Origin of the sequence: Aminobacter sp. MET-1 (assembly GCF_026521175.1) — a bacterium.
Taxonomy (GTDB): domain Bacteria; phylum Pseudomonadota; class Alphaproteobacteria; order Rhizobiales; family Rhizobiaceae; genus Aminobacter.
This window is the reverse complement of the sequence record NZ_JAMSHL010000005.1, coordinates 27,981-47,714: the sequence shown is the minus strand read 5'-3', so window position 1 is coordinate 47,714 and position 19,734 is coordinate 27,981. Positions and strand designations below refer to the sequence as shown.

The 19,734-nt window shown below is 63.4% G+C and carries 18 protein-coding genes; 1 reads left to right on the top strand and 17 read right to left on the bottom strand.

Annotated elements, in window-relative coordinates; translation table 11 throughout:
* Nucleotides 1-9: 9 nt before the first annotated feature.
* The 17 genes from NDO48_RS08890 to NDO48_RS08810 form a co-directional block, all read right to left on the bottom strand.
* Complete coding sequence (locus tag NDO48_RS08890) at nt 10-1,680, bottom strand: ribonuclease J (protein ID WP_018428445.1); 1,671 nt, start codon at nt 1,678-1,680, stop codon at nt 10-12.
* Between the two features lie 22 nt (nt 1,681-1,702).
* A complete protein-coding gene (locus tag NDO48_RS08885; RefSeq protein WP_018428446.1) occupies nt 1,703-2,530 on the bottom strand; it encodes a biotin--[acetyl-CoA-carboxylase] ligase in 828 nt (275 codons plus the stop codon).
* Between the two features lie 4 nt (nt 2,531-2,534).
* Nucleotides 2,535-3,971 carry an NADH-quinone oxidoreductase subunit NuoN gene (gene nuoN, locus NDO48_RS08880; RefSeq protein WP_018428447.1) on the bottom strand — a complete coding sequence of 479 codons (1,437 nt, stop codon included), beginning with the start codon at nt 3,969-3,971 and terminating at the stop codon, nt 2,535-2,537.
* A 17-nt stretch (nt 3,972-3,988) separates the two neighbouring features.
* Nucleotides 3,989-5,494 carry an NADH-quinone oxidoreductase subunit M gene (locus NDO48_RS08875; protein WP_018428448.1) on the bottom strand — a complete coding sequence of 502 codons (1,506 nt, stop codon included), beginning with the start codon at nt 5,492-5,494 and terminating at the stop codon, nt 3,989-3,991.
* A complete protein-coding gene (gene nuoL / locus NDO48_RS08870) occupies nt 5,494-7,479 on the bottom strand; it encodes an NADH-quinone oxidoreductase subunit L (protein WP_267321359.1) in 1,986 nt (661 codons plus the stop codon). The genes NDO48_RS08875 and nuoL overlap by 1 nt, the downstream gene beginning before the upstream one ends.
* 10 nt (nt 7,480-7,489) lie before the next feature.
* Nucleotides 7,490-7,798, bottom strand: coding sequence for an NADH-quinone oxidoreductase subunit NuoK (gene nuoK, locus NDO48_RS08865; protein ID WP_018428450.1), 309 nt, complete (start codon nt 7,796-7,798; stop codon nt 7,490-7,492).
* Between the two features lie 2 nt (nt 7,799-7,800).
* Complete coding sequence (locus tag NDO48_RS08860; protein ID WP_018428451.1) at nt 7,801-8,421, bottom strand: NADH-quinone oxidoreductase subunit J; 621 nt, start codon at nt 8,419-8,421, stop codon at nt 7,801-7,803.
* A gap of 128 nt (nt 8,422-8,549) precedes the next feature.
* Nucleotides 8,550-9,041, bottom strand: coding sequence for an NADH-quinone oxidoreductase subunit NuoI (nuoI, locus tag NDO48_RS08855; protein ID WP_018428452.1), 492 nt, complete (start codon nt 9,039-9,041; stop codon nt 8,550-8,552).
* Nucleotides 9,041-10,084 carry an NADH-quinone oxidoreductase subunit NuoH gene (gene nuoH / locus NDO48_RS08850; RefSeq protein WP_018428453.1) on the bottom strand — a complete coding sequence of 348 codons (1,044 nt, stop codon included), beginning with the start codon at nt 10,082-10,084 and terminating at the stop codon, nt 9,041-9,043. Before nuoH ends, nuoI begins: the two co-directional genes overlap by 1 nt.
* A gap of 8 nt (nt 10,085-10,092) precedes the next feature.
* On the bottom strand, nt 10,093-12,174 hold the full coding sequence (nuoG, locus tag NDO48_RS08845) for an NADH-quinone oxidoreductase subunit NuoG (protein WP_267321358.1): 2,082 nt from the start codon (nt 12,172-12,174) through the stop codon (nt 10,093-10,095).
* A gap of 86 nt (nt 12,175-12,260) precedes the next feature.
* A complete protein-coding gene (locus NDO48_RS08840) occupies nt 12,261-12,950 on the bottom strand; it encodes an NADH-ubiquinone dehydrogenase (RefSeq protein WP_267321357.1) in 690 nt (229 codons plus the stop codon).
* Nucleotides 12,951-13,041: 91 nt separating this feature from the next.
* Complete coding sequence (gene nuoF / locus NDO48_RS08835) at nt 13,042-14,346, bottom strand: NADH-quinone oxidoreductase subunit NuoF (RefSeq protein WP_018428456.1); 1,305 nt, start codon at nt 14,344-14,346, stop codon at nt 13,042-13,044.
* An 11-nt stretch (nt 14,347-14,357) separates the two neighbouring features.
* On the bottom strand, nt 14,358-15,437 hold the full coding sequence (gene nuoE / locus NDO48_RS08830; protein WP_267321356.1) for an NADH-quinone oxidoreductase subunit NuoE: 1,080 nt from the start codon (nt 15,435-15,437) through the stop codon (nt 14,358-14,360).
* Nucleotides 15,438-16,628 carry an NADH-quinone oxidoreductase subunit D gene (locus NDO48_RS08825; protein ID WP_018428458.1) on the bottom strand — a complete coding sequence of 397 codons (1,191 nt, stop codon included), beginning with the start codon at nt 16,626-16,628 and terminating at the stop codon, nt 15,438-15,440.
* A gap of 9 nt (nt 16,629-16,637) precedes the next feature.
* Nucleotides 16,638-17,243, bottom strand: coding sequence for an NADH-quinone oxidoreductase subunit C (locus tag NDO48_RS08820; RefSeq protein ID WP_267321355.1), 606 nt, complete (start codon nt 17,241-17,243; stop codon nt 16,638-16,640).
* Between the two features lie 6 nt (nt 17,244-17,249).
* Entirely contained in the window at nt 17,250-17,831 is a 582-nt protein-coding gene (locus NDO48_RS08815; RefSeq protein WP_018428460.1) for a NuoB/complex I 20 kDa subunit family protein, read from the bottom strand.
* Nucleotides 17,822-18,187: an NADH-quinone oxidoreductase subunit A gene (locus tag NDO48_RS08810; RefSeq protein WP_018428461.1), complete on the bottom strand. Its 366-nt coding sequence runs from the start codon at nt 18,185-18,187 to the stop codon at nt 17,822-17,824. Before NDO48_RS08810 ends, NDO48_RS08815 begins: the two co-directional genes overlap by 10 nt.
* 343 nt (nt 18,188-18,530) lie before the next feature.
* Here NDO48_RS08810 and NDO48_RS08805 point away from each other — a divergent pair, with 343 nt between their 5' ends.
* Nucleotides 18,531-19,721, top strand: coding sequence for a winged helix-turn-helix domain-containing protein (locus NDO48_RS08805; protein ID WP_267321354.1), 1,191 nt, complete (start codon nt 18,531-18,533; stop codon nt 19,719-19,721).
* Nucleotides 19,722-19,734 lie beyond the last annotated feature (13 nt).

Here is a 19,734-nt window from a genome sequence, read left to right as displayed (position 1 = left end):
CCCATTCGCTCATCTGGTGACGAACACGGTCACCAGCGGTTTCTTGCCCCAGGCTTCGTTGGCAGCACCACGCACCGCGCGACGCACCGCCTCCTGAACCAGGTCCAGGTCTTTTCGGCGCGCACGGGGTATGGAGTCCACGGCGCCTATTGCCGCATCGAGCATCAATTCATCGAGTGCTTCTCCGCTGGCATCAGCCTCGGCAACGCCGATGGCCACCAGGTCGGGGTCGCCCGAAAGCTCGTATTTGTCGTCGAGAACGACATTGACCGCGACATGGCCGGCAAAGGACAGCTTGCGGCGCTCGCGGATGCCCATGGCTTCGTCGGAGCCGACGAGCTTGCCATCCTTGAAGACGCGGCCGAACGGCACCTGGTCGATGATCTCGGCAGCGCCCGGCCACAGCCTCAGCATGTCGCCGTCGCGAATCTGCGCCACCTCGGGAATGCCCGACATCGACATCAGCGACCCCTGCGCCACCAGATGCGCCGCCTCGCCATGAACAGGCACGCCGATGCGCGGGCGCACCCACTCATACATGCGCTTGAGTTCGCTGCGGCGCGGGTGGCCGGAGACGTGGACCAGCGCATCGCCGTCTTCGATGATCTTCATGCCCTGGTCGATGAGCAGGTTCTTGATCTCCAGGATCGCCTTCTCGTTGCCGGGAATGGTGCGCGAAGAGAACACGACGGTGTCGCCTGGCGAAAGTGCAACCGTTTTCATCTCGTCGCGGGCAAGCTTGGCGAGTGCGGCGCGCGGCTCGCCCTGGCTGCCGGTGCAGATGACCACGAGATTTTCACGCGGAATGTAGCCGTAGTCGTCTTCGGAGACGAAGTCAGGCAGCCCGTCCATGTAGCCGAGTTCCGTCGACACATCGATGACGCGCTTCAGAGAACGGCCCATGACCAGCACCTGGCGGCCGGCGTCGCGCGCAGCCTCGGCGATCGAACGGATACGTCCGACATTGGACGAGAAGGTGGTGACCGCAACGCGGCCCTTGGCCTGCTCGATCACTTCCCGCAGCCCCTGCCCGACCTGCTGCTCGGACGGAGAATCGCCCTCGCGCATTGCATTGGTCGAATCGCAGACGAGTGCCAGAACGCCCTTGTCGCCATAGGCGCGGAAGCGTGCCTCGTCGGTCATCGGACCGATCTCGGGCGCGGGATCGATCTTCCAGTCGCCGGTATGGATCACGGTGCCGGCGGGCGTGGTGATCGCCAGCGACATCGGCTCGGGAATCGAGTGGGTGACCGGAATCGCTTCGATCTCGAACGGCCCGATGGTGAATTTCTCGCCGCCGCGATAGACGGTGACGGGGATTTTCGGCGCGCCCTGCTCCGACTGACGCTTGGCCTCCAGCAGGCCGGCGGCAAACGGCGTCATCCACACCGGTGCCTTCAGGCGCGGCCAGATGTCGTGCAGCGCGCCATAGTGGTCTTCGTGCGCATGCGTGATGACGATGCCGCGGAGGTTCTTGAGCTCCTCCTCGATGAAGCGGGAGTCGGGCAGCACCAGATCCACACCCGGCAGGCTGGCATCGGGAAATGTCACGCCGACATCGATCACGATCCACTCGCGCGCGTCGGCCGGTCCGAAGCCATAGAGAGCGAAGTTCATGCCGATCTCGCCGACACCGCCGAGCGGCACGAATACGAGTTCAGCGTTTCCCGCTTTCGCCATACCAGATTTCCTTTCGGGCCCGTCAGGCCGAGCCAGCCGAAGCGACCGCGCCGAAATGCACGTCGCCGGCGGCGATCTTCACCGTTTCACCATTAGCGTCACGAATGACGAAGCGGCAATCCTCGTCGATGGTCTCGAAAGTGCCGCGCACGACATTTCCCTCGACCCGTACAGCCACTTCGCTGCCCAATCCGGCTGCACGTGTCAGCCATTTTTCCCGGATGGCCGCCAGGCCGCGGCCGCCGGCCCACAGGCGCTCGTTCTCGCTCCATGCGTCCGACAGCGCCAGAAACAACGTCTCGGCGTCGGCGTCGGCGCCAAGATTGGCCAGCGAGGTTGCCGGATAAGGCACGTCATCAGGATGGGCCACGACATTGACGCCGATGCCTATGGCGATCGCAAGGCGACCCGGCGACAACAGCGTCGATTCGAGCAGGATGCCGGCCATCTTGGCGCCAGCGGCCAGCACGTCGTTAGGCCATTTCAGCTCGAAGCGCTTGACGCCCTTGCCGTTGCCGCCGTCGACCCCTACGGAAAAGCGCGCATTGGGTGCAACGGCATCGAGCGCGTCCGCAAGGGCAAGGCCGGCGACGAAGCCGAGCGTAGCGGCATGATGGAGGTCGCGGTCGAGAACCTTGAGCAGCGTCGCCGCCAGGTTTCCTTCCGGCGTCGACCAGGCGCGGCCACGGCGGCCACGCCCGCTTTCCTGCTTCTTCGAGACGACCCAGAGCTTGCCCGGGTCACCGGCAAGTGCCCGCTCCAGCGCCAAGGCATTTGTCGAGCCCACTGTCTCATGGGCTTCGAGGCGGAAACCGTCGGCGGTGGCTGTCGGTGCGAGCTGGAATCCCATGCCGTCAGAAGAAGGTCTTCGCCGCAGCCGACGCCATCTCACCCACGGGGCCGCCGATCAGCACGTAGAACAGCACGAACACGCCGGAAAGACCGAGCACGAGGCGCAGCTCGCCTGCCATCGGCTGGAAGCCGCCGACCGGCTCATCGAACCACATGATCTTGATGATGCGCAGGTAGTAGTAGGCGCCGACCACGGAAGCCAGCACGCCGATCACGGCGAGCGCGTAGAGATTGGCGTTGATGGCAGCGAGGAAGACGTACCACTTTCCCCAGAACCCCGCGAGCGGCGGAATGCCGGCCAGCGAGAACATCAGGATGGTGAGGACGGTTGCCATCATCGGGTTTGTGTTGGACAGGCCGGCGAGATCGGAGATCTGTTCGACATTGCCGTCCTTGCGGCGCATGGCCAGGATGAAGGCGAAGGTGCCGAGCGTCATCACCAGATAGATCAGCATGTATATGACCACGCCGCGCACGCCGGCTTCGCTGTTGGCGGCAAGGCCGACCAGCGCGTAGCCCATGTGGCCGATCGACGAATAGGCCATCAGGCGCTTGATGTTCTTCTGCCCGATCGCGGCGAAGGCGCCCAGCACCATCGAGGCAATCGAGATGAAGACGATAATCTGCTGCCAGTCGAGACCGATCGGCTCGAAAGCACCCATGGTGACGCGGACGATCAGCGCCATGGCCGCCATCTTGGGGGCAGCGGCGAAGAACGCCGTCACCGGCGTCGGTGCGCCTTCATAGACGTCGGGCGTCCACATGTGGAACGGCACGGCCGAAATCTTGAAACACAGGCCGGCCAGCACGAAGACCAGACCGAACACGAGGCCGAGCTGGCGCTCGCCACCCGAAAGCGCCGAGGCGATGGCCTCGAACGAAGTGTGGCCGGTGTAGCCGTAGACCAGGCTGATGCCGTAGAGCAGCATGCCCGAGGACAGCGCGCCGAGCACGAAGTACTTGAGGCCGGCTTCGGTCGAGCGCACGTTTTCGCGATTGATCGCGGCGATGACATAGAGCGCCAGCGACTGCAGCTCGAGGCCGAGATAAAGCGCCAGCATGTCGTTGGCCGAGATCATCAAGAGCATGCCGAGCGTCGCCAGCATGACGAGCACCGGATATTCGAACTTGTCGAACTTCTCGGCCTTGGCAAAGCCGACCGACATGATCAGCGTCACGACCGAGCCGAGCAGCGTCAGAAGCTTCATGAAGCGGGCGAACGGATCTGACACGAAGGCCGTGCCGAAGCCCTGGCCGTCGTGACCGAACACGAACATCCAGGCGCCGGCGGCGATCAGCAGGGCAACCGCCAGGCCGGTCACGGTCGAGTTGGCCCGTTCTCCGGAGAAGACACCGACCATCAGCAGCGCAAGCGCGCCGACGGCCACGACCAGCTCCGGCATGACCAGGGAAAGGCTCGAAAGGAGTTCGGGCGTCATGGTTCGCAAAACCCCTGTCAGTTCGCCGCCGCGGTCTGCGCGGCGTCGATCGATACGGTTACGTTGTTGATCAGCGCCTTCACCGATGCGGTCGTCACATTGAAGACCGGCGTCGGGTACACGCCATAGAAGATCACCAGCACGATCAACGGATAGATCACGGCCTTCTCACGACCTGACAGGTCGAACAGGCCCTTGAGGCTTTCCTTGGTCAGCGCGCCGAACACGACACGGCGATAGAGCCAAAGCGCGTAGGCAGCCGACAGGATCACGCCGGTCGCCGCGATCAGCGCCACCCAGGTGTTGACCTGGAAGATGCCGAACAGCGTCAGGAACTCGCCGATGAAGCCGGAGGTGCCGGGCAGACCGACATTGGCCATGGTGAAGATCAGGAAGGCTACGGCATATTTCGGCATGTTGTTGACCAGGCCGCCATAAGCCGCGATCTCGCGGGTATGCATGCGGTCGTAGACCACGCCGACGCAGAGGAACAGCGCGCCCGAAACCAGGCCGTGGCTGAGCATCTGGAAGATCGCGCCCTGCACGCCGGTCTCGTTCATGGCAAAGATGCCCATGGTCACGTAACCCATATGGGCGACCGACGAATAGGCGATCAGCTTCTTCATGTCCTCCTGCATCAGCGCCACCAGGGAGGTGTAGACGATGGCGACGACCGACAGCGCAAAGACCAGCGGTGCGAAGAACTCGGACGCCAGCGGGAACATCGGCAGCGAGAAGCGCAGGAAGCCGTAACCGCCCATCTTCAAGAGGATGCCTGCCAGGATGACCGAGCCTGCCGTCGGCGCCTCGACGTGCGCGTCGGGCAACCAGGTATGCACAGGCCACATCGGCATCTTCACCGCAAACGAGGCGAAGAAGGCCAGCCATAGCCATGTCTGCATGTTGGCCGGGAACTCGTGCGTCAACAGCGTCGGGATGTCGGTCGTGCCAGCCTGCCAGAACATCGCCATTATGGCGAGCAGCATCAGCACCGAGCCGAGCAGCGTGTAGAGGAAGAACTTGAAGCTGGCATAGACGCGGCGCTTGCCGCCCCAGACGCCGATGATGATGAACATCGGGATCAGGCCGGCTTCGAAGAAGACGTAGAACAGCACGATATCAAGCGCGCAGAACACGCCGATCATCAGCGTTTCCAGGATCAGGAACGCGATCATGTATTCCTTGACGCGCTTCTCCACAGACTCCCAGCTGGCCAGGATGCAGAGCGGCATCAGGAACGTCGTCAGGATGACGAACAGCATCGAAATGCCGTCGACGCCCATATGATAGGAAATGCCGGAGTCGAGCCAGGCAAACTTCTCGACGAACTGGAAGCCGGCTTCCGTGGCGTCGAAGTTGATCCAGATCAGCAGCGACACCGCAAAGGTGAACACCGTCGTCCAGAGCGCGACGTTGCGAATGTTGCGGCGTGCAGCCTCGCCGTCATCCCTGATCAGAAGGATGAAGAACGCACCGACCAGCGGCAGAAAGGTGACCAGCGAAAGAATGGGAACACCGGACATTAGAAGGAGCTCCCGAGCATCATCCAGGTCACGAGCGCGGCCACGCCGATCAGCATGGCGAACGCGTAATGGTAGAGGTAACCGGTCTGCAGCTTGACGACGCGGTTGGTGATGTCGACCACGCGGGCCGACACGCCATCGGCACCGAAGCCGTCGATCAGCCAGCCGTCACCCTTCTTCCACAGGAAGCGGCCGAGCCACTTGGCGGGACGCACGAAGAGGAAGTCGTACAGCTCGTCGAAGTACCACTTGTTCAACAGGAAGGCGTAGAGCCCACGATGACGCTGGGCCAGCGTCTTCGGCATCTCCGGCGAGCGGATGTAGAACAGGTAGGCCATGGCGAACCCGCCGATCATCGCCGCGAACGGTGCGAGCTTCACCCACATCGGCACGCCGTGGAAGTCGTGCAGGATGTGGTTGGTGTCGAGCGTGAAGATCGCGCCCTTCCAGAACTCGGCATAGGCCTCGCCGATGAAGTAGTCGTGGAAGACGACGCCTGCGAGCAGCGCACCGACAGCCAGGATGAACAGCGGCACCAGCATGACGGGCGGCGATTCATGCACATGGTGCATGACGTCGGCGGTGGCGCGCGGCTGACCGTGGAAGGTCATGAAAATCAGGCGCCAGGAGTAGAAGCTGGTGAAGCAGGCAGCGACGACCAGAGCGGCGAAGGCAAAGCCGGCGACCGCATTGTGGCCGACGAACGCACCTTCGATGATGGCGTCCTTGGAGAAGAAGCCGGCCGTACCGATGATCGTCGCCGGAATGCCGACGCCGGTCAGCGCCAGCGTGCCGATGACCATCATCCAGTAGGTGGTCGGGATCAGCTTGCGCAGGCCGCCCATCTTGCGCATGTCCTGCTCGTCGGAGACCGCATGGATTACCGAGCCGGATCCCAGGAACAGCAGCGCCTTGAAGAAGGCGTGCGTGAACAGGTGGAAGATGGCGGCAGAGTAGAAGCCCATGCCGAGAGCCACGAACATGTAGCCCAGCTGCGAGCAGGTCGAATAAGCGATGACGCGCTTGATGTCGTTCTGCACCAGGCCGACGGTTGCCGCGAAGAAGGCGGTCAGTGCACCGATGAAGGTGACGACAGTCAGCGCCGAATGCGACAGCTCGAACACAGGCGACAGGCGGGCCAGCATGAACACGCCGGCGGTGACCATGGTCGCGGCATGGATCAGGGCCGACACCGGCGTCGGGCCTTCCATGGCGTCCGGCAGCCAGGTGTGCAGCGGCACCTGCGCCGACTTGCCCATGGCGCCCATGAACAGCAGCAGGCAGACAACCGTCAGTGCGCCGTGCTTGTCGAGCGAGTAGCCGAGGAAGTTGAGCACGGCCGCGCCCTGTTCGGCGCCTTCAGCCGGAAGGTAGGATGCGGCATTGGCGAAGATGGTGCTGAAATTGACCGAGCCGAACAGCACGAAGATGCCGAAGATGCCGAGCAGGAAACCGAAGTCGCCGACGCGGTTGACCACGAAGGCCTTGATGGCGGCGGCATTGGCGGACGGCTTCTTGTACCAGAAACCGATCAGCAGATAGGACGCCAGGCCCACGCCTTCCCAGCCGAAGAACATCTGGACGAGATTGTCCGACGTCACCAGCATCAGCATGGCGAAGGTGAACAGCGACAGATAGGCAAAGAAGCGAGGCCGATGCGGGTCGTGATGCATGTAGCCGATCGAGTAGATGTGGACCAGCGCCGAGACGGTATTGACCACCACCAGCATGACGACGGTCAGCGTGTCGATGCGCAATGCCCAGTCGGCCTGCAGCGCACCCACGTCGAGGAAGCGCAGAACCGGAACCGTGAACGGCTCGGCGTCGCCGAGGCCGACCGTGATGAAGGCCACCCAGGACAGGACGGCCGACACCACCAGGAAGCCCGATGTGATGTACTCGGATGCCTTCGCTCCGATCGAACGGCCGAACAGGCCGGCGATCAGGAAGCCGAGAAGCGGAAGGAAGACGATTGCCTGATACATTTTTGTCCCGTCAGCCCTTCATCATGTTCACGTCTTCGACCGCGATGGAGCCGCGGTTGCGGAAGAATACGACCAGAATGGCAAGACCGATCGCCGCCTCGGCAGCAGCAACCGTAAGCACGAAGAGCGCAAACACCTGCCCGACGAGGTCGCCGAGATGGGCCGAGAACGCCACGAAGTTGATATTGACCGCAAGCAGGATGAGCTCGACCGACATCAGGATGACGATGACGTTCTTGCGGTTCAGGAAGATGCCGAACACGCCGAGCGTGAACAGGACCGCCGAAAGCGTCAGATAATGCGCGATACCGACAACCATGGTCAGATTCCCTTGCCCGTCTCGACCTTCTTGACCTCGATCGCGGTGGCCGGCGTGCGGGCGACCTGAGCCGGAATGCTCTGGCGCTTGACGTTCGGCTTGTGGCGCAGCGTCAGCACGATCGCGCCGATCATCGCGACCAGCAGCACCAGGCCGGCGATCTGGAAGAAGTAGATGTAGTCCGTGTACAGGATGTCGCCGAGCGCTGCCGTGTTGTGGCGCGTGGCGATGTCGGGCGTCGGCTGGGCGACCGAAGTCGCGAGCTTCGGCGCAAGCGCGTAACCGCCGGTGACCACGATCAGCTCGGCAGCCAGGATCAGGCCGACCAGCGCGCCGATCGGCGCATATTGCAGCGCGCCCGACTTGAGCTCGGCAAAATCGACGTCGAGCATCATGACGACGAACAGGAACAGCACCGCCACCGCACCGACATAAACGACGAGCAGGATCATCGCCAGGAACTCTGCACCCGTCAAAAGGAACAGCCCCGCCGCGTTGAAGAACGTCAGGATCAGGTAGAGCACCGAGTGAACCGGGTTGCGGGCGGAGATGACCATGAAGGCCGACGCCACCGCGATGAAGGCGAAGAGGTAGAAAAATACCGCTTCAAGTCCGTTGAGCATGGGTTCCCCCGGGTTTCCTTTCGGGCTCAGCGCCATGCGCCCTGCCCTTGTTCACGTCCGTGCTCCGCCTCCGGAGCTGGCCGCGCGTTCCTTAGACGAGCCTTCGGAGCCCGTCCATTGTTCAAGCCTTAGCGGTACGGCGAATCCATAGCGATGTTGCGCGCGATCTCGCGCTCCCACCGGTCGCCGTTCGCAAGCAGCTTGTCCTTGTCGTAATACAGCTCCTCGCGCGTCTCCGTCGCGAATTCGAAGTTCGGCCCCTCGACGATGGCGTCGACCGGGCAGGCTTCCTGGCAGAAGCCGCAATAGATGCACTTCACCATGTCGATGTCGTAGCGCACCGTGCGGCGGGTGCCGTCGTTGCGGCGCGGGCCGGCCTCGATGGTGATGGCCTGCGCCGGGCAGATCGCCTCGCACAGCTTGCAGGCGATGCAGCGTTCTTCGCCGTTGGGATAACGGCGAAGAGCGTGCTCGCCGCGGAAGCGCGGGCTGACCGGACCCTTCTCATGCGGGTAGTTCAGCGTCGGCTTCGGCGCGAAGAACTGGCGCATCGACAGGAAGAACGCGCCGACGAACTCCTTCAGGAGCAGCGACTTGGCGGCTTGGGCGAGCGCTGACATCAGGCGGCTCCGGTAAGCTTGAGGACGGCGGCGGTGATCACGACCATCGCCAGCGAGATCGGCAGGAACACCTTCCAGCCCAGGCGCATCAACTGGTCGTACCGGTAGCGCGGCACGAAAGCCTTCACCATGGCGAACATGAAGAACACCATGCAGACCTTGAGCACGAACCAGATCACGCCGGGAACCCAGGTGAAGGGCGCGAAATCGAAGGGTGGCAGCCAGCCGCCGAGGAACAGGATCGTCGTCAGCGCGCACATCAAGACGATGGCCACGTACTCGCCGAGGAAGAACAGCAGGAACGGCGTCGACGAATATTCGATCATGTGACCGGCGACGAGTTCCGACTCGGCCTCGACCAGGTCGAAGGGCGGGCGGTTCGTCTCGGCAAGCGCCGAGATGAAGAAGATCACGAACATCGGGAACAGCACGAGCCAGTTCCAGTCGAGGAAGGTGTTCGGCAGGCCGAGGCGCGTGCCGATGCCGTCACCCTGCGACAGCACGATGTCGGTCAGGTTCAGCGAGCCGACGGTCAGCAGCACGCAGACGATGACGAAGCCGATCGAGACTTCGTAAGACACCATCTGGGCCGCCGAGCGCAGTGCGCCGAGGAACGGATATTTCGAGTTCGAGGCCCAGCCGCCCATGATCACGCCATAGACCTCGAGCGAGGAGATGGCGAAGACATAGAGGATGCCGACATTGATGTTGGCGATGGCCCAGCCTTCGCTGACCGGGATCACTGCCCAGGCGGCGATTGCCAGCACCGCCGAAACCACCGGCGCCAGCAGGAACACGCCCTTGTTGGCGCCTGACGGGATCACCGGCTCCTTGAAGACGAACTTCAGAAGGTCGGCGAAAGCCTGCAGCAGGCCCCAGGGGCCGACGACGTTCGGACCGCGGCGCAGCTGCACCGCCGCCCAGATCTTGCGATCGGCGTAGAGAATATAGGCGACGAAGATCAGCAGAACGACGATCAGCACGACCGACTTCAGGAGAATGATCAACGCCGGCAGGACGTAGAAGGAGAAGAAGGTATCCATGACAGCCCTTACTCCGCCGCCTGCTTGAAGCCGTTTTTGGCCAATGCCGAACATTCGGCCATCACCGCCGACGCGCGCGCGATCGGGTTGGTGAGATAGAAGTCCTTCACCGCTGAGGTGAAGGCGCCCTTGTTCAGCCGGCCGCCGAGCTTGGCGACCCTGGCAATGTCGTCATTGTCGCCGGCATCGATCTCGTCGATGCGGGCCAGATGCGGGAGCTCCTGATAGAGCCTGGCGCGCAGCTGCTGCAGCGAATCGAACGGCAGCTTGTGGCCGAGCACGTCGGACAGCGCGCGCAGGATCGCCCAATCTTCCTTGGCCTCGCCCGGCGCGAAACCGGCGCGGCCGGTCATCTGGACACGACCTTCGGTGTTCACATAGGTGCCCGACTTCTCCGTGTAGGCGGCAGCCGGCAGGATGACGTTGGCGCGGTGTGCGCCGGCATCGCCATGCGTGCCGACATAAACCACGAAGGCATCGCCCGCCTTGGACATGTCGATCTCGTCGGCGCCGAGCAGGAACAGCACGTCCGTCTCGCCCAGCATGCCGGCAACATTCTTGCCGCCCTCGCCCGGCACGAAGCCGACGTCGAGGCCGCCGACGCGGGCGGCGGCGGTGTGCAGAACGGCAAAGCCGTTCCAGTCCGGCCGACTAGCCTTGACGGCGCCTGCCAGCTTGGCGGCCTGGCCGAGCACGGCCGCACCGTCGGAGCGAGCGAGCGCGCCCTGGCCGATGATGATCAGCGGATGCGAGGCCTTTTTCAGCGTCGAGAAGAACTTGCCATTGCCGTCGGCCAGATCCTTCAGCGTCTCCGGGCCCGAGCCCAGCTGTTCGTAGGCATAGCGCGTGTCGCCGATCTCGCCGATCACGGCAACCGGCACATCGCCGCCGCGCCAGCGCTTGCGGATGCGGGCATTGAGCACCGAAGCCTCAAAGCGCGGGTTGGAGCCGATGATCAGGATGGCGTCGGCCTGTTCGATGCCTTCGATGGTCGGGTTGAAGATGTAGCTGGCGCGGCCGAGCGACGGATCGAGCGCGGCACCGTCCTGGCGGCAGTCGATGTTCTTCGAGCCGAGCGAAGCGATCAGCTGCTTCAGCGCATACATCTCTTCGACGGTGGCGAGATCGCCGGCGATGGCGCCGATGCGGTCGGCCGACGTCTTCGAAACGGCGTCCTTGATGGCGGCGAAGGCTTCAGCCCAGGTTGCCGGAGCAAGGCGGCCATTGTGGCGCACATAAGGGCGGTCGAGGCGCTGGGTGCGCAGACCGTCCCAGATGAAGCGGGTCTTGTCGGAGATCCACTCCTCGTTCACCGCCTCGTTGATGCGCGGCATGATGCGCATGACTTCGCGGCCACGGCTGTCGACGCGGATCGCCGAACCGACAGCGTCCATCACGTCGATGGATTCGGTCTTGGTCAGCTCCCACGGACGTGCCTGGAAAGCATAAGGCTTGGAGGTCAGCGCGCCGACCGGGCACAGGTCGATGACGTTGCCCTGCAGCTCGGAGGTCATCGCCTGTTCGAGATAGGTGGTGATCTCGGCGTCCTCGCCGCGACCGATCAGGCCGAGCTCGGAGATGCCGGCGACCTCGGTGGTGAAACGGACGCAGCGCGTGCAGTGGATGCAGCGCGTCATGATCGTCTTGACCAGCGGGCCGATATACTTGTCCTCGACCGCGCGCTTGTTTTCCTTGTAGCGCGAACCGTCGAGGCCGAAGGCCATCGCCTGGTCCTGCAGGTCGCACTCGCCGCCCTGATCGCAGATCGGGCAGTCGAGCGGATGGTTGATGAGCAGGAACTCCATCACGCCTTCGCGGGCCTTCTTGACCATCGGCGTGTTGGTGAAGATTTCCGGCGCCTCGCCATTCGGGCCGGGGCGCAGGTCACGCACGCCCATGGCGCAGGATGCCGCCGGCTTGGGCGGTCCGCCCTTCACCTCGACCAGGCACATGCGGCAGTTGCCGGCGATCGACAGCCGCTCATGGAAGCAGAAGCGCGGCACTTCCGCGCCCGCCTCTTCCGCCGCCTGCAGCAGCGTATAGTGGTCGGGTACCGAAATCTCTTTCCCGTCGACCTTAAGCTTTGCCATAGCGCCTCAAATCCCGCGGATGATCCGCATTCGTCCTGCTGGGGGCGCGGCAAGCGCTGCGCCCCGAATTCCAAAATTCAAGCAGCCTATTTGCCGCCCGCAAGCATTGCCGCCTGCCCTATCCAGTCGTCCCGGCCGATCCGGCCCTTGAAGCCGAGATAGTCGTCGGTCCAGGCCACCTCTTCCGCCGTCCAGGCCGCAACCTGGGCATAGGTCCAGACGCCGAGGTCGTTGAGCACCTGCTCGAGCTTGGGCCCGATGCCGGCAATCGCCTTCAGATCGTCAGGCGCCTCCGGCCGTTCGATAGACGCCGGCCGCCTGAAGTCTTCAGGCTGCAGAGCAACAGGCACCTCGACAACCGCAACATCAGCGGCATTCGCCGCTTGCGTTTCGGCATTCGCCGGCCCGGCCTTTTCAAGCTTCAGGGCCAGCGTCTTCACTTCTGCAATCAGCGAGGCAGTCGTTGCCTCCGCCTTCTTCGCCGCCGTCTCGCGCACCGAACCATGCGAAGCACCGGCGAAATCGCCAAAATCCGGCGAGAACATGCGCTGCGCGGCTTCGGAAGCGCCCGATATGGCCCCCATCCACACGCCGAGCGCATGGCTGGCCAAACCGACACCAAGAGCAGAGGCAGCAGCGACGCCCGCAGCAGGATGCACCAAAAGATTCGCCGTGCCGGCGAACTCCTTCGGCAGCATCGCCACGAAGTCCCTGTTCATCTGCTCCAAACGTTCCATCTCAGGCACTGCAACTTCGGGAATGGGAAATGTCGACATTGGTAAGCTCCTTGTCGCCTTCGCCGTTCGCCTCTGCCTCGTCGTTTCCTGTTTCGCCTCGGGCCTTAGGCCCGCACTTTCTGATTTTCCGTTACTCGGCCGCCACCAGCACCGGCTCGCTGCGGTGCGAATTGCGCGAGAACTCGTCGATGCGCCGCTCGATCTCCGGGCGGAAGTTGCGGATCAGGCCCTGGATCGGCCATGCGGCCGCGTCGCCGAGCGCGCAGATCGTGTGACCTTCCACCTGCTTGGTGACGTCGAGCAGCATGTCGATTTCGCGCTTGTGCGCTTCGCCGCGCACCAGACGCTCCATCACGCGCCACATCCAGCCGGTGCCTTCGCGGCACGGCGTGCACTGGCCGCAGCTCTCGTGCTTGAAGAAGTAGCTCAGACGCGCGATCGCCTTAACGATGTCGGTCGACTTGTCCATGACAATCACGGCAGCCGTACCGAAGGACGACTTCTTTTCGCGCAGGCCATCAAAGTCCATCGGGCAGTCGATGATGTCCTCGGCCTTCACCACCGGGCACGAGGCGCCGCCGGGGATCACCGCCAGAAGGTTGTCCCAGCCGCCGCGGATGCCGCCGCCGTGCTTTTCGACCAGCTCGCGGAAGGTGATGCCCATGGCCTCTTCGACCGTGCAGGGCGTGTTGACGTGGCCGACCAGCATGAACAGCTTGGTGCCGACATTGTTCGGACGGCCGATGCCGGAGAACCAGGCCGCGCCGCGACGCAGGATGGTCGGCGCAACGGCAATCGATTCGACGTTGTTGACCGTTGTCGGGCAGCCATAGAGACCGACATTTGCAGGGAACGGCGGCTTGAGTCGCGGCTGGCCCTTCTTGCCCTCGAGGCTTTCGAGCAGTGCCGTCTCTTCGCCGCAGATATAGGCGCCGGCGCCGTGATGGACGTAGATCTCGAAGTCGTAGCCGTTCTTGTTGTTCTTGCCGATCAGCTTGGCTTCATAAGCCTCGTCGATCGCCCGCTGCAGCGCTTCGCGCTCGCGGATGAACTCGCCACGGACGTAGATGTAGGCAGCGACCGCACCCATGGCGAAGCCCGCCAGCAGGCAGCCTTCGACCAGCGTGTGCGGATCGTTACGCAGGATGTCGCGGTCCTTGCAGGTGCCCGGCTCGGATTCGTCGGCATTGACGACCAGGTAGGACGGACGGCCGTCGCTGGCCTTGGGCATGAACGACCACTTGAGACCGGTCGGGAAGCCGGCGCCGCCGCGACCGCGCAGGCCCGACGCCTTCATCTCGTTGATGATCCAGTCACGACCCTTCTCGATGATGCCGGCCGTGCCGTCCCAGGCGCCACGCGACATCGCGCCGGCCAGCGTCTTGTCGAAGCGGCCGTAGATGTTGGTGAAAATGCGGTCCTTGTCCTCAAGCATATTTGTGCTCCTCAGACCGGCTTCTTGCCGAAGACGCGGATGTATTCGGCCACACCACCCTTGGCGAGCGCCTTGGCCTGCTTGACCCAGTCGTCACGCTCGATGCGACCATGAAAACTCAGATAACCGTCGACCCACTCGCGCTCGGCCTTCTTCCACGACGCCACCTGGGCGAAAGTGAAGATGCCGAGTTCGTGCAACGTGCCCTCGATCTTCGGGCCGACGCCCGAGATCAGCTTGAGGTCGTCGACAGCTGCAGGCCTGGCGATGCCGGCGGGACGGTTCTTGTCCTCGAGCGACGGCTTTGCCGGGGCATCGGCCTTCTTGGCCGGTGCTGCCTTGGGCTTCTCGGCGACGGCGGCAACAGGTGCGGGCTGCGGTGCTGCGGCAGGTGCAGTCGCTGCCGGGCCAGCTGCGGCAGCCTTGGCGGCCTTTGCAGAAGCCTTGGCTTCCTTGTCGCGGGTCGTCTTGAGGACCGACTTCTCGTCCTTGAGCGCGGTGAACCCGGTCAGCGGCGCCGACAGGAAGCGCCCCGTCTGCGGCCCAGGGGCTACCTTGTCGCCCTTGCCGGCCTCGAACAGGTCGATGATCTCGGCCAGACGCTCCGGCGTCAGATCCTCATAGGTGTCCTTGAAGATCATGACCATCGGCGCGTTCACGCAGGCGCCCAGGCACTCGACCTCTTCCCACGACAGCGTGCCCGCCTCGTTGGTGTGGAACTGGTCGTGGTGGATCTTCGAGCGGCACACATCCATCAGCTCTTCCGAGCCGCGCAGCATGCAGGGCGTGGTGCCGCACACCTGGATATGGGCGCGCGTGCCCACCGGCTTGAGCTGGAACTGCGTGTAGAAGGTCGCGACTTCAAGCGCACGGATATAGGGCATGCCGAGCATGTCGGCGACGTGCTCGATGGCAGCCTTGGTCACCCAACCGTCCTGCTCCTGCGCGAGCATGAGCAGCGGAATGACGGCCGACTGTTCGCGGCCCTTGGGGTACTTCTTGATCCAGGTCTTGGCCTGCGACGTGAACGCCTTGTTGAAGGCGAAGGACGCGGGCTGGACGCTGGCTTCTGCGAGACGGCGGACTGACATTTAGCGGTCGACCTCACCAAACACGATGTCGAGGGAGCCGAGAACGGCCGAGATATCCGCAAGCATGTGGCCGCGGCACAGGAAGTCCATCGCCTGGAGATGGGCGAAACCCGGCGCGCGCAGCTTGCAGCGGTAAGGCTTGTTGGTGCCGTCGGAGACCAGGAAGACGCCGAACTCGCCCTTCGGCGCCTCGACGGCTGCATAAACCTCGCCGGCAGGCACGCGGTAGCCTTCGGTGTAGAGCTTGAAGTGATGGATCAGCGATTCCATCGACCGCTTCATGGCCTGGCGCTTCGGCGGCACAACCTTGCCGTCGATGTTCGACACAGGGCCCGTGCTCTCCTTGCCGAGCAAAAGATCGACGCACTGGCGCATGATCCTGGCCGACTGGCGCATCTCTTCCATGCGGATGAGATAGCGGTCGTAGCAGTCGCCGTTCTTGCCCACGGGGATGTCGAATTCCATCTCCGGGTAGCATTCGTAGGGCTGGCTCTTGCGCAGGTCCCAGGCAGCGCCCGAACCGCGCACCATCACGCCCGAGAAACCCCAGGCCCAGGCATCGTCGAGCGACACCACGCCGATGTCGACGTTGCGCTGCTTGAAGATGCGGTTGGGGGTGAGCAGGTCGTCAAGGTTCTGCACCGTCTGCAGGAACGGATCGATCCACTTGCCGATGTCCTCGACCAGCTTCTGCGGCAGGTCCTGGTGGACGCCGCCAGGCCGGAAATAGGCTGCGTGCATGCGCGCGCCGCAGGCACGCTCATAAAACACCATCAGCTTCTCGCGCTCTTCGAAGCCCCACAGCGGCGGGGTCAGCGCGCCCACGTCCATCGCCTGCGTCGTGACGTTGAGCAGGTGCGACAGGATGCGGCCGATCTCAGAATAGAGCACGCGGATGATCTGGCCGCGCTTCGGCACCTCGATGCCGAGCAGGCGCTCGACCGCGAGAGCAAAGGCATGCTCCTGGTTCATCGGCGCGACATAGTCGAGACGATCGAAATAAGGCACGGCCTGCAGGTAGGTCTTCTGCTCGATCAGCTTTTCGGTGCCGCGGTGCAAAAGGCCGATATGCGGATCGACGCGGTCGACGACTTCGCCATCGAGCTCGAGCACCAGGCGCAGAACGCCGTGCGCGGCCGGATGCTGCGGGCCGAAGTTGATGTTGAAATTGCGGACGGAGGTTTCAGCCATTTCGGCGCCTCAATTCGTCTTGGCTTTTTCGTCGCCCGGCAGCACGTATTCTGTGCCTTCCCAGGGAGACAAAAAGTCGAAATTGCGGAATTCCTGCTTGAGCTCGACCGGCTCGTAGACGACGCGCTTCTGCTCGTCGTCGTAACGCACTTCGACGAAGCCGGTTAGCGGGAAGTCCTTGCGCAGCGGGTGCCCTTCGAAGCCGTAGTCGGTCAGAAGGCGGCGCAGGTCGGGATGGCCCGAAAACAGGATGCCATACATGTCGTAGGCCTCGCGCTCGAACCAGTCGGCACCCGGATAGACCGCGGTGATCGACGGCACAGGCGTGTCCTCGTCCGTGCTGAGCTTGACGCGGATGCGCAGGTTCTGGCGCGGCGACAGCAGGTGGTAGACGACGTCGAAGCGCTTGCGGCGCTGCGGATAGTCGACACCGGCCGCATCGATGAACGAGACGAACTGGCACTGCACGTCGTTGCGCAGGAAGGTCATCACGTCGACAATGTCGGCGGCCTTCACCGTCAGCGTCAGCTCGCCATAGGCGAGCACGCTTTCCTCGATGTCCGCATCGAGCTTTTCCGCGATATAGGCGGCAAGGTCCTTGAGGGCTTCACTCATTTGGGATCACCGCTCGATGGTGCCGGTGCGGCGGATCTTCTTCTGGAGAAGAAGGATGCCGTAGAGAAGCGCTTCGGCGGTCGGAGGACAGCCGGGCACATAGATGTCGACAGGCACGACGCGATCGCAGCCGCGCACCACCGAATAGGAATAGTGATAGTAGCCGCCGCCATTGGCGCACGAACCCATCGAGATGACGTAACGCGGCTCCGGCATCTGGTCATAGACCTTGCGGAGCGCGGGCGCCATCTTGTTGGTCAGCGTGCCGGCGACGATCATCACGTCCGACTGGCGCGGAGAAGCGCGCGGCGCAATGCCGAAACGCTCGGCGTCATAGCGCGGCATCGAGATATGCATCATCTCGACGGCACAGCAGGCCAGGCCGAAGGTCATCCACATCAGCGAGCCGGTGCGCGCCCAGGTGATCAGCGCCTCGGACGAGGTGACGAGGAACCCCTTGTCGGACAGCTCGTTGTTGAGATCGCCGAAGAAGGCGTCGTCGGAGCCGATGAGCTTGCCGGTGTTCGGATCGATGATGCCTTTCGGCTTCGGCGCGATCAGGGTGCCGGAGGCGTCGTTCAATCCCATTCCAGCGCTCCCTTTTTCCACTCATAAATGAAGCCGATGGTCAGCACGGCCAGGAAGATCATCATCGACCAGAAGCCGAGCATGCCGATCTGCCCGAAGGACACAGCCCACGGGAACAGGAACGCCACTTCGAGATCGAAGATGATGAAGAGGATGGACACCAGGTAGAACCGGATGTCGAATTTCATGCGCGCATCGTCGAAGGAGTTGAAGCCGCACTCGTAGGCCGACAGCTTCTCCGGATCGGGACTGCGGTAGGCGACAAGGAAAGGCGCCACAATAAGGGCTATGCCGACTACGAGCGCCACACCGATGAAGATGACGATGGGCAGATACGAACTCAGGAGAGCGTTCATGCTGCGAATTCCGTTGGTGGCCAATCCACCCAGACTTACAGCACGGGGTCCGTTTCCGGAAGCGCGACGGATTCTCGTCTGCCCTGACGAAACGGTCGTGCTGCAATGCGGCGACGGTTAGCGCAGGCGGTTCGGCGAAGCAAGCCCAACCTTGTCCAAAACGGGGCAAAGCCCACCGCTGGACCAAAATCCTGCCGATGTGGCTCCTGTTTGATTTCCTTCGTCTTTTACTCCACTTTACTCTCCTGACAAGTCCGAACCCGCAGCCCTGCTAGCATCTGCAGCAAGAACTGATTCCACTGCCCTTGCGTCACCCGTTCCGAGACTGCGATAGCTTGCCGCAATGAAAGAGAAACTCTCCCTCGCCACCGCCCGTCGCATCGCTCTGGCAGCCCAGGGTTTTGCCGATCCGCGCCCCACTGGCGCGATCACCCGACGTCATCTCCAGCGCGTTCTCGACCGCACCGGCCTGCTGCAGATCGACTCGGTCAGCGCGGTGGTCCGCGCCCACTACATGCCGCTCTATTCGCGACTCGGCCCCTACCCGATGGCCGTGCTCGACGACGCAATGCAGCCCAGGAAGCGCATGCTCTTCGAATATTGGGCCCATGAGGCTTCGCTGCTGCCGCTGGAGACCTTTCCGCTGATGCGCTGGCGCATGGCGCGGGCCGAGGACGGCATGTATGGCGGCCTGGCAAAATTCGGCCGCGAGAACAAAACCTATATCGAAGAGATATTCCGAACGGTGGTCGATCGCGGCCCCATCGCCGCCTCCGACATAGAAGGCGCAAAAGGCTCCGGCGGCTGGTGGGGCTGGAGCCGTGAAAAGCACGCCTTCGAATGGCTGTTCTGGGCCGGCCGCATCACCACCCATTCGCGCCGCGGCTTCGAGCGCCTCTACGACCTGCCCGAACGCGTCCTGCCCGCAGACATCTACAGCCGCCCTGCCCCGCACGCATCGGATGCGCATCGCGAGTTGCTGCGAATCTCGGCCCGCGCCCATGGCGTCGCCACGGCCATCTGCCTACGCGACTATTTCCGCCTGTCCCCTGCCGACATGAAAGGCCGTCTCGAGGAACTGGTCGAGGCGGGCGAACTGATTCCCGTGCGCGTCGACGGCTGGGACCGGCAGGCCTATCTGCATGCCGATGCCCGAATCCCGCGAAAGGTGCAGGCACGCGCATTGCTCGCGCCTTTCGATCCGCTGGTGTTCGAACGCACGCGCGCCGAACAGCTGTTCGATTTCCGCTATCGCATCGAGATCTACACGCCGGCCGAAAAGCGCCAGTACGGCTACTACGTGCTGCCCTTCCTGCTCGGCGAACGCATCGTCGCCCGCATCGACCTCAAGGCCGACCGCCCGGCCGGCATTCTCCGCGTCCATGCGGCCTATGGCGAGCCTTGCGCTCCGCCCGAAACCGCAGCCGAACTCCACGAAGAGCTGAAGCAGATGCGTGGCTGGCTCGGCCTCGAACGCATCGAGGTGACGCCTGCCGGCGACCTCGGACCGGCATTGGCGGCAATATCAATCTGACGCTTTGAGCGCG